The following is a 10,861-nucleotide window of genomic DNA, read 5'->3' on the forward strand; positions in this document are numbered from 1 at the left end:
CGCCCAATACTATATTTCATAGGGGATCGGGGGAATACTTGGAAAACGTTACGTTATTATTCATTTCCTCCCTTTTCGTTTTTTATACACGAAATCAAAAAATTTTTTATGCACGGCGAATGATGGTTGTCCGAGGAAAAGGTCAACCATTTCCCCGCAATCCAATCGGAACCTCGTTACGTTGTGCGTTTCCATAATTAGGGATGCAATCAAATAAGGAGACTTCCCCCAATCGAGAAACGTCAAAACCCCCTCCTTTCGGCGAAAATGTCAGATTGCCGCGTTATGATGTTTTCCGGATTCTCTCTTCCTCTTTCGCCGCCTGCGCTCCTTCCGCCGCCTCAAGCAGCAAGTCGACAATATGGACCGCACGGACCGTTCCGGTCAACCCCGCCCGCTCGATGCCAAGCTTCATTTGCAACAGGCAGCCGGGGTTGGCGGTGACAATCGTCGTTGCATTCGTTTGTTTCGCCATTTCCATCTTATAGTCCAAAATTTGCATCGACATCTCCGGCTCGATGAGATTGTAAATCCCAGCTGAACCGCAGCAGCGGTCGGCATCTTTCATTTCACGAAAATCGACCCCTTCGATCGCCCGCAGCAGCCGGCGCGGGGCTGCCGCTGTTTTCATCACATTGCGCAAATGGCATGAGTCTTGGTAGGTGACCGTTTGCGGCACGACGCGGAGCGGCCGTTGATGAAACCCAAGCTCCAAAAGCACTTCGGAGATGTCTTTGATTTTCGCCGCAAACGTCGCAGCCCGCTCGCGCCATTGCGGATCGTCTTTTAACAAATGATCGTACTCAAGCAAAAAAGCGCCGCAGCCGCCGGCGTTCGTTACAATGTAATCGACGTCCAACTGTTCAAAAGCGGCGATATTCCGTTTCGCCAGCTCCTTCGCCATCGCTTTTTCCCCGCCATGCCCGTGCAGCGCCCCGCAGCACCCTTGGGACGGCGGGATGGTGACTTCACAGCCCGCCAGCTGCAACAGACGAAGCGTCGCATCGTTTGTCGCCATAAACATCGTATCCATCAAGCAGCCGGCAAAAAAGGCAACCCGTTTTTTCACCGTGCCGTCCGGGCCGAGACGGTGCGGGCGGTCTTTCATTTCTTTCGCCGTCGGCACGTCCGGCAAAACGCGCTCCATTTGTCGGAACGATGCCGGAAGCAGGCGAAGCAGCCCAGTTTTGCGGACAAACGTCCGCAGCCCGGAGCGCTGGTACCATCCAAGCAACGCCGTAGCTTTGCGCATCCGCTCTTGATGTGGAAACAATCCGGCAAAGACAAGCTTGCGGATTAGGCGGACCGGAAGCGGCATTTTTTTATGCTGGGCAATAATATCGCGCGCCTCTTCCAAAAGATGGCCGTAGCGGACGCCGGACGGACAGACTGGTTCGCACGCCCGGCATCCTAAACATAAGTGGAGCGCTCGTTCCACTTCCTCGTCCGGTTCAATCAAGCCGTCCACGACCGCTTTCATCAACGCAATCCGCCCGCGCGGCGATTGGGCTTCTTGCCGCCCAGATTCGATATACGTCGGGCAGGATGGCAAGCAAAAGCCGCAACGCATGCAGTTCATCAGCTCATCTTCATCCATCCGCTCTTGAAACGCTTTTTGAATGAGCGCTTGTTCGGTCTTCGATGTCATCGTGTCACCACCACCCGTTTTCTCGTGCTTTTGGCGAACACTTTGCCCGGGTTCATAATGTTGTTCGGGTCGAGCGCCTGTTTGATCGCTTTCATCGTTGCGATGCCGGCCGGGCCGAGCTTCCACTCCAAATACGGGGCTTTCATCGCCCCGACGCCATGCTCACCGGTAATCGTGCCGCCAAGTTCAATCGCTTTGGCAAAAATCTCCTCAAACGCTTTTTCCACGCGCTCCATCTCGTCACGATCGCGAGCATCGGTCGGACACGTCGGATGCAAGTTGCCATCGCCAGCATGGCCGAACGTGCAAATTTTCACTTGATACTTCGCGGCAATCTCATTGATGGCTTTCACCATCTTGGCAATTTCCGAACGCGGCACGGTTGCATCTTCCAAAATCGTGGTCGGCTTCAAGCGCGCCAACGCCGACAGCGCGGATCGTCTGGCCGTCCGCAGCGCTTCCGCCTCTTCTTCTGAGCGGGCGAGCTGGACAGACACAGCCTGTTCTGAACAGCAAATATCAGCCATCTTTTTCATGTCGCGCTCGACGACTTCCTTCGGTCCGTCCTGCTCAATGAGCAACACCGCTTTCACATCGGTCGGCAAGCCGATGCGGGCATAGTCTTCGACGACTTCCAACGTCGGCTGGTCCAAAAACTCCAGCGTCGCTGGAATGATTTTGTTCGCAATGATTTTCGACACCGAACGGGCGGCCGCCTCCAAATCTTGATAAAGAGCAAGCATCGTCTGCTTTGTCTCCGGCATCGGGATGAGCTTCAGCGTCGCTTCGGTGATGATGCCGAGCGTCCCTTCCGATCCGACAAACAGGCGGGTCAAATCGTAGCCGGCGACGTCTTTCGCCAGCTTGCCGCCAGTGCGGATCACATCACCGTTCGCTAGGACGACCTCAAGCCCAAGCACATAATCGCGCGTCACACCATATTTCAATCCGCGCAAGCCGCCAGAATTTTCATTAATATTGCCGCCGATCGTCGAAATTTTCATCGAGCTTGGATCCGGCGGATAAAACAGCCCTTTTTCCTCAACAGCGTTCATCAAGTCAAGCGTCACAACCCCCGGCTGAACGGTCGCGGTCAAGTTTTCCTCATCAATTTCTAAAATGCGGTTCATATGTTTAAACAGAAGGACAACGCCGCCCTCAACCGGACAAGTGCCGGCGCAAAGATTCGTCCCTGAGCCGCGCGGCACGATCGGGATCCGGTATTCATTGCAAATTTTCGCGATTTCCGCCACCTCTTGCGTATTTCGCGGCGCGATGACCGCGTCAGGCAGCGATTGAAACTGCGGCGTCGCGTCATACGAATAAACGAGACGCCCGGCCTTCGTGTCATCGTAGTTCTCTGCTCCGACCACTTCGATCAGCCGTTTCTTGGCCTCATTTGGAATCAATCGTCTCACCCTTCCTGAAATTGTTTGCCTTCGCGCAGAGCGGAAAAGGGGCCGGGCTTGGCGCCTTATTTCCACTCGCCCCAAGCCTCGTCCCCCTTTGTGGCCGTTATGGAATCATCCACGACAATACCGTCGATTGCAAGTACACGAGAATGCCAATCAAAATGATTAAGAATATGCTATGTTTGATCGTGAAGCGGAACAAGTCGGATTCTTTGCCGGTCAAACCGACGGCCGCACAGGCGACGGCGATCGATTGCGGCGAAATCATTTTCCCGACAACGCCGCCTGATGAGTTGGCCGCCAACGCCAGCACCGGATCCATGCCAATCGATGTCGCCGTCACTTTTTGCAGGTTGCCGAACAACAAGTTCGACGACGTGTCGGAACCGGTGATAAACACGCCGAGCCAGCCTAAAATCGGCGAGAAGAACGGGAACAACGGGCCTGTTTTGGCCAACGCCATCCCAAGCGTCGTGCTCATGCCTGACGAGTTGGCGATATAGGCAAAGCCGACAACCGAAGCGATCGTGATGATCGGGAATTTCAATTCGTTAAGCGTTTCCACAAACGTACGCGCCCACTCTTTCCACGAGATGCCGATGATGAACTTTGTGACGACCGCCGCCAGCAAAATCGCCGTCCCAGCCGCGCCGAGCAGCTCAAGCTTATACACCGCAGCGATCGGCTGGCCGCTTGGGTTCAAAATTTGGTTGTTGAGCCCCGGCACAGGCGGCATAAACGTCAAGTGGACGCCGATAGCGTTGACCAACTTCAACAAGCCGTTTGTCCCTTCATAATGGCCGGTGAGCGCCGCCTTCACTTGCGGGATGCCCCACAGCGAGATCAAAGCCGTCAGCACAAGAAACGGCGACCAAGCGCGGAATACTTCCCCGCCGCGTTGCGTCGCGCGAGCAACTTGCCCAGCAGCCGCCACTTCCGACTCCGTCGCAAAGTGGAACGTGCTTTTCGGCTTCCAATATTTCAAAAAGACAGCCAACGCGACGATCGAAACGAGCGAGGACAAAATGTCCGGCAGTTCCGGTCCTAAAAAGTTCGAAGTCAAATATTGCGTCACCGCGAACGAAACACCGGAAACGATAATGGCTGGCAACACTTCCACCGTCTTTTTCCACCCGGCCATAATGAGCACGAGATAGAACGGGATGAACACCGATAAAAACGGCAGCTGCCGCCCGACCATTTTTGAGATTTCCATCGCCGGCACGCCAGTCGGTCCTTCCATCGAGATGATCGGAATCCCGACCGCCCCGAACGCCACCGGCGCTGTGTTGGCGATCAAGCAAATGCCCGCGGCATACAGCGGATTAAACCCCAACCCGGCAAGAAGCGCCGCTGAAATCGCCACCGGCGCGCCAAACCCGGCCGCCCCTTCCAAAAAGGCGCCAAACGAAAAGGCAATCAGCAACGCCTGCAGCCGGCGGTCTTCGGTGAGCGAGACGACCGAGTTGCGGATAATGTCAAAATGGCCTGTTTTCACCGTCAGCTTGTATAAAAAGACAGAGGTGATGATGATCCAGCCGATCGGCAACAATCCGTACACCGCGCCTTGCGTCACTGACATAACCGCTTTTCCAGCCGGCATTCTGTAAGCGATTACAGCCAGCACAACAGCAAGCAATAACGTCGTCAACCCAGCGATGTGCCCTTTCATCCGCTTGACAGCCAGCGCCCAAAAGAAATACAAAATCGGAATGAGTGCAACAATGGCCGATAACCAAAGCTGGTCGGCGATGGGCGTAAAGTCCTGCTTCCACATGCGGTTTTCTCCTCCCCTTTATGCCTGACTTAGCGGCGTTTGCAAATGATCGCCCGCTCATCTTTGTGCTTCACTCTTCCAGTCATCAGATGACCGGATAAGAAACGCCGCCTGTATCACATTATAAAAGCGTTTTCTGCAAAATACAATAGGTGTTTCTAATTTTTCAAACTTTCCGTTTATTGATCTCCTTTTTCAAATCAACAAAAAAGCGCTTGTCTCCCCTAGTTGGCTGTATCATAATTAACAGTGCGGACATATCCATTCCCTAAAACCGGGAATCTACTTTTATTCGAGTGTCGAGGTGGAACCATTGGCGTTTAAACGAATTAAAACGAAAAAAATCTATGAAGAAGTGGCCGAAGCGATTTTTGATATGATCAAAAACGGCGAGCTGAAACCCGGTGACAAACTTGATTCCGTCCAGCAGCTCGCTGAGCAATTTCAGGTTGGGCGCGCCGCCATTCGCGAGGCGCTCACTGCCTTGAAAGCAATGGGGTTGATCGAACTGCGGCAAGGCGAAGGGACGTACGTGCGTGAGTTCGATCCGACGATGATGACGTTTCCGTTATCAATGGCTGTCTTAATGAACAAAGAAGATATTTGGCATTTGCTTGAAGTGCGCAAGCTGCTTGAGGCGGGCGCCGCCTCGCTTGCAGCCGCCAAGCGGACAGAGCGCGACCTTGAGGCGATGGCGAAGGCGCTCAAACAAATGAAAGAAGGCATCGGCAGCGGTGAGCTCGGCGAAAAAGCTGATTTGGCCTTTCATATGGCCATCGCTGCGGCGTCGCAAAATCCGATGCTCACAAGCATCATGAACAGCGTTTCCGGCATGATCGTTGAAACAATGCGGGAAACGCGCCGCATTTGGCTGTTTTCCAAACAGACAACGACTGAAAAGCTGCTCGCCGAGCACCAAGCGATCTTCGAAGCCATTCGCGAACAAAATCCAGATGCCGCCCGGGCGCGCATGCTTGAACATTTGACCAATGTCGAAAACGTGTTGCGTCGCTACGTTCGCACTCAGCAGCCAAACTGAGTGCGTTTTTTTGCAAAAAAGAGCTATGAATCTGAAAAAATCGTTTATAATAGACATATAGTCATCAGATGACCTGCTCATCTAATGGGAAAAACAGGAGGGAAACGAATGAAAGTGTCATTGTTCGTCACTTGCCTCATCGACCTTTTTTACACAAACGCCGGCAAGGCGACCGTCGAACTGCTCGAGCGGCTTGGCTGCGAGGTCGATTTTCCGGAGGCGCAAACGTGCTGTGGACAGCCGGCGTATAACAGCGGTTATGTCAAAGAGGCGAAAGAGGCAATGAAACAGATGATGCGCGCGTTCGCCCACGCCGATTACGTTGTCACCCCATCCGGCTCGTGCGCGGCGATGCTGAAAGAATACCCGCACATTTTCCGCGGCGACCCGGAATGGGAAGAGGAAGCGAAACGACTAGCCGCGAAAACGTACGAACTGACGCAATTTCTCGTTGACGTGCTCAAAGTCGAGGATGTCGGCGCCTCGCTCCACGGGCGGGCAACATACCATACATCCTGTCATATGACAAGGCTTCTTGGCGTCAAAGACGCACCGCTCCGCCTATTGGAACATGTCAAAGGGCTCGAGCTCGTTCCGCTGCCTAACGCCCATCAATGCTGCGGGTTCGGCGGCACATTTTCCGTCAAAATGGGGCCGATTTCCGAACAAATGGTTGATGAAAAAATCGAGCATATCGAAGAAGTGGAAGCCGACTATTTAATCGGCGCTGACTGCGGCTGTTTAATGAACATCGGCGGACGCATCGAACGGCTCGGCAAGCCGATCCGCGTCATGCATATTGCCGAAGTGTTGAATGCACGCAACTAAAGGAGGGAAGCGAACATGCCGATGAAAATCGAAAACGGGCCGTTTTGGAAACGGGTCGAAGAAAATTTAAACAACGACTTTATGCGCGGGGCGGTCGCCGGCATGCAAGACCGCGGCTATGTGCGGCGGCTTGGCGTCATCGAAGAGCTCGGCCATTGGGAAGAGTGGCGCTCGCTTGCCGAACAAATCCGAAAACATACGCTGGAAAACTTGGACTATTATTTAATGCAGCTCAGTGAAAACGTTGCCAAACGGGGCGGACACGTTTTTTTCGCTCAGACGGCTGAAGAAGCGAACGACTATATCCGCCGCGTCGCTTTGGAAAAGCAAGCGAAAAAAATCGTCAAATCGAAATCGATGGTGACAGAAGAAATCAACTTAAACCCAGTGCTTGAGGCCATCGGCTGCCAAGTGGTCGAAACGGACCTTGGCGAATACATTTTGCAAATCGATGACCATGATCCACCGTCGCATATCGTCGGTCCGGCGCTGCATAAAAACAAAGAGCAAATTCGCGACGTCTTCCGCCGCAAGCTCGGCTATACGAAATCGTCCGACCCGGTTGAACTCGCCCGCCATGCCCGCGAGATGCTGCGGCGCGACTATTTGACGGCCGACATCGGCATTACCGGCTGCAACTTTGCCATCGCCGAATCGGGCTCGATTACGCTCGTTACGAACGAAGGCAACGCCGACTTGGTGACAGCGCTGCCGAAAACGCAAATTACAGTCATGGGGATGGAACGGATCGTCCCGACGTTTGAGGAGATGGAAGTGCTCGTCAGCATGCTGACGCGCAGCGCAGTCGGACAAAAATTGACGAGCTACATTACGGTCCTCACCGGTCCGCGCGACGAAGGCGACGCTGACGGTCCGGAAGAATTCCATCTCGTCATCGTGGACAACGGGCGCTCATCGATTTTAGGCACCGAGTTCCAGCCGGTGCTGCAATGCATCCGCTGCGCCGCCTGTGTCAACGTCTGCCCAGTATATCGCCATATCGGCGGCCATTCGTATGGCTCGATTTACTCCGGCCCGATCGGGGCCGTGTTGTCGCCGCTGTTGGGCGGCTATGACGATTACAAAGAGCTCCCGTACGCATCCTCACTTTGCGCCGCCTGTACGGAAGCGTGCCCGGTGAAAATCCCGCTTCACGAGCTGTTGATTAAACATCGCCAAATCATCGTTGAGCGCGAAGGAAAAGCGCCGGTCGCAGAAAAATTGGCGATGAAGGCGTTTCGTCTCGGAACGGCCTCGCCATCGTTATACCGATTTGGCACAAAACTCGCTCCAGGCGCCTTCGCTCCGTTCGTTGAGGACGGGCGCGTCACGAAAGGCCCCGGCCCGCTCAAAGCGTGGACGGAAAGCCGCGAGTTTCCGGCGCCAAGCAAAGAGCGGTTCCGCGACTGGTTCCGCGACCGCCAAAAAGGAGGAAACCCGTCATGACTCGTGGCACCATTTATAACCGCGATGCGTTTTTAGAGAACATCGCCCGGCGTCTCGGAAGAAGCCCCCGCCTATCCGGGGTTTCCCGACCGCAATGGAGCTATCAGCCGCAATGGACGGTATTTGCCGGGCGCAGCCAAGAGGACCTATTGAAAGTGCTGCAAAAACAATGCGAATTGATCCATACCGATTACATCGAGACGACAAGCGCCGAACTCGCCGGCGCGCTGAAGCGGCAAGTCGCCGCCTATGGAGGCGGCCCGATCATCGTGCCGGATGATCCACGCTTTGCCGAATATGGACTGTCCGCCTTGCTTCGCGACGAATGGCCCGCGGAACAAACGACCGTCCATATTTGGAATCCGGTGCTTGGCCGAAAAAACATTGACGCCGCCGAGCAGGCGAACGTCGGCATCGCTTTTAGCGACATCACCCTCGCCGAATCGGGGACTGTCGTATTGTTTTCCCGCAATGAACAAGGTCGGGCCATTCACTTTTTGCCGAAAACGTATATCGCCATCGTGCCGAAAAGCACGGTCGTGCCGCGCATGACGCAAGCGGCGGCTTACATTCACGAGCAAATCGAAAAAGGCGCCCTCGTCCCGTCATGCATCAACTTCATCACCGGCCCAAGCAACTCAGCCGACATTGAAATGAACTTGGTCGTCGGCGTCCACGGGCCAATGAAAGCGGCGTACATCATCGTCACCGATCGGTGAACATGAGAAGACGGTGTCCATCATGGCAAGGGCACCGTCTCCTTTTTTCCTCAAAAAAAGCCCTGAAAGCGAATGTTCAGTAAACACTTTTGATCAATATCCCTGGCTGACATCGACCGCATTTTCAAGAGGTTCCCCCGTTTCGATGCGGCGGAGCGTGTCTAACATGCTGCGGGCGGCGTCTCCCGCCGATGTGAGCGCCGTGATATGCGGGGTCATGATAACGTTCGGATGAACCTATAGCGGCGAGTGCGGGGGAAGCGGTTCTTCTTCAAACACATCGAGCACCGCCAGGCGAACGTTGCGGTTTTCCAGCGCGCCGACAAGCGCCGTCTCCTCGACCGTTGCCCGTCCACCTGTAATGGTTTGACTATTCTTTATCAATTCGGTTGGAACGGGCTTAAGGATACTTTGGTGCGATTTTTCACATCTGTAACGACAAGCAAAATCTTACGTCCCTTCTTTTCATAAACGAAGGCTGATCCCCACCTGTCAACTTGAATCCATTGTCGTTTTTCAAGTTCATTAAGATAATAGTCGGCAACTTCCTCTGCAGACGCAGATAAAACGACAAACTCCACCCTATCGTCCACCGAATGAATTTGACTCGCTTTTGGATGCAACGGGATATCTTGATACCCTGGGACAGTCTGTTGCCGGCATCCTGAAAATAAAATAGATACAAGGATCAAAACCAACGGGATGCCAATGCGCACTTCATCCCCCTCCGTCCCCATGGAATAAATAATATCCTAGCTCCAGAATCATCCCGATGACGGATAGTTAGTTACTAGATCATCCATCCGCCATCGCAATCTTTGATTAGTTAATCCAATAGAAATCTGTCACATGGAGGAAACGTGTCGTTTTGGCCCCCAAATCCCAATAGCGATGATACGTATCATTGGTATGGTAGTTGACATACGGCTGGCCGTTCTTGATCTCAACGACAATCGCGCTGTGATCCAAGATGCCATCACCGTCAAAATCGTAATATATGCTGTCACCTAACTGCAGATCAGTTGCCTTGGCAACGTACGTGCCACGGTGCTCATCCGTCTCGTTATTCCGGGAAAGATGATACGCTTGATCGTGGGCCACGGACCAGCTGTAAGTCCATGCGTCATCCCCGGTCCCTGAAGTTCCTTTGGTATTGTACCACCAAACATACGGTTCCACCCAAGCTTGCCGAGCGAAGCCTCCTTCGTAGAACGACTGAGAAACGAAATTAGCGCAGTCATTCGAAAAGGATCGGTACTTCGGGTTACGCCCATTCCACCATCGATTAGCATAGTTGACAGCCCCTTGCCGCGAGTAATAGGTGTAAAAACCCTGAGTTACAACATCGCCTCCAGCGATTGAGGTAGGCAGAGTCTCTGAGCCCGATGCCCCAACCTTCCGCCCGTTTTCCTGTCCTCTTTTAGAATACGTATCTTGGTAGTTCATCCCAACAATCAGCCAATCTCCATCACGTTTGATCAATGTAGCCGAATAAAGACATCTCGAAGTCATCCTAATTTATCGATCGCCCCCTTCTTTCAATGACAACTGTATATTAGTCAGATAAATGACAATGGTCACTTTAAACCTGTTGGGGTTCCTGGTTAAGAAGTTGAGTTCCATGGTCGTTTCGGAGTCGCAAAAGAGATGTAGAAACAAGTTGTGTTGTCACCAGATCATCGCAATCGATTGATACAAGAAAGTTGAGATCAAATCGCAATGTAAACTCGAGATTAACTAACGTTCAGCGCTTAGGACGGACAGAATGACCGAAGAAGTGAAACTCTCCAGGTTGTAGGGACAACTATTGCAAACGCAAGTCATTTCCCTTGTTTTTCGTCTTACCTACTTTTCAATCCATGGCTTCTTTAATTTTTTATTATAACAAAATTGAATTCACCAAATCATCCGTATTTTCCGCAATCATTCAGTGTTTCCTTCATCTGAGATTATATCTCCATCCCCCTTTTCTTTTCACCGCCAACATCACGG

At 53.0% G+C, this 10,861-nt stretch carries 9 protein-coding genes and 1 pseudogene; 4 read left to right on the forward strand and 6 right to left on the reverse strand.

Annotated features, from left to right (window positions below; genetic code table 11):
* Window positions 1-283 precede the first annotated feature (283 nt).
* The 3 genes from GJ1_RS16345 to GJ1_RS16355 form a co-directional block, all read right to left on the reverse strand.
* Window positions 284-1,648 (reverse strand): (Fe-S)-binding protein, encoded by a 1,365-nt coding sequence (locus tag GJ1_RS16345; RefSeq protein ID WP_066234735.1) that lies wholly within the window; start codon window positions 1,646-1,648, stop codon window positions 284-286.
* Complete coding sequence (gene glcD, locus GJ1_RS16350; RefSeq protein ID WP_066234738.1) at window positions 1,645-3,057, reverse strand: glycolate oxidase subunit GlcD; 1,413 nt, start codon at window positions 3,055-3,057, stop codon at window positions 1,645-1,647. The genes GJ1_RS16345 and glcD overlap by 4 nt, the downstream gene beginning before the upstream one ends.
* A gap of 106 nt (window positions 3,058-3,163) precedes the next feature.
* The gene (locus GJ1_RS16355) at window positions 3,164-4,837 is read right to left on the reverse strand and encodes an L-lactate permease (protein WP_066234741.1); all 1,674 of its coding nucleotides are present in this window, start codon (window positions 4,835-4,837) and stop codon (window positions 3,164-3,166) included.
* 313 nt (window positions 4,838-5,150) lie between these two features.
* On the opposite strand from GJ1_RS16355, the gene GJ1_RS16360 reads away from it, so the two are divergent.
* The 4 genes from GJ1_RS16360 (at window position 5,151) to GJ1_RS16375 (ending at window position 8,869) form a co-directional block, all read left to right on the forward strand.
* Window positions 5,151-5,876 carry a FadR/GntR family transcriptional regulator gene (locus GJ1_RS16360; protein WP_066234744.1) on the forward strand — a complete coding sequence of 242 codons (726 nt, stop codon included), beginning with the start codon at window positions 5,151-5,153 and terminating at the stop codon, window positions 5,874-5,876.
* Window positions 5,877-5,984: 108 nt separating this feature from the next.
* Complete coding sequence (lutA, locus tag GJ1_RS16365) at window positions 5,985-6,704, forward strand: lactate utilization iron-sulfur protein LutA (protein WP_066234748.1); 720 nt, start codon at window positions 5,985-5,987, stop codon at window positions 6,702-6,704.
* 15 nt (window positions 6,705-6,719) lie between these two features.
* Window positions 6,720-8,150, forward strand: coding sequence for a LutB/LldF family L-lactate oxidation iron-sulfur protein (locus tag GJ1_RS16370; protein ID WP_066234750.1), 1,431 nt, complete (start codon window positions 6,720-6,722; stop codon window positions 8,148-8,150).
* Window positions 8,147-8,869, forward strand: coding sequence for a LutC/YkgG family protein (locus GJ1_RS16375; RefSeq protein ID WP_066234752.1), 723 nt, complete (start codon window positions 8,147-8,149; stop codon window positions 8,867-8,869). The genes GJ1_RS16370 and GJ1_RS16375 overlap by 4 nt, the downstream gene beginning before the upstream one ends.
* Window positions 8,870-8,962: 93 nt before the next feature.
* Here the strand turns inward: GJ1_RS16375 and GJ1_RS18100 are convergent.
* The 3 genes and pseudogenes from GJ1_RS18100 to GJ1_RS16385 all read right to left on the reverse strand — a co-directional run.
* Window positions 8,963-9,232 (reverse strand): annotated as a pseudogene (locus GJ1_RS18100) (NAD(P)-dependent oxidoreductase); the annotation flags it as partial.
* Between the two features lie 17 nt (window positions 9,233-9,249).
* On the reverse strand, window positions 9,250-9,585 hold the full coding sequence (locus GJ1_RS16380) for a hypothetical protein (protein WP_066234756.1): 336 nt from the start codon (window positions 9,583-9,585) through the stop codon (window positions 9,250-9,252).
* Window positions 9,586-9,691: 106 nt separating this feature from the next.
* Complete coding sequence (locus GJ1_RS16385; RefSeq protein ID WP_245629436.1) at window positions 9,692-10,315, reverse strand: amidase domain-containing protein; 624 nt, start codon at window positions 10,313-10,315, stop codon at window positions 9,692-9,694.
* Window positions 10,316-10,861: the final 546 nt, after the last annotated feature.

Source organism: Geobacillus jurassicus NBRC 107829, from assembly GCF_001544315.1.
In the GTDB taxonomy this organism is placed as follows: domain Bacteria; phylum Bacillota; class Bacilli; order Bacillales; family Anoxybacillaceae; genus Geobacillus; species Geobacillus jurassicus.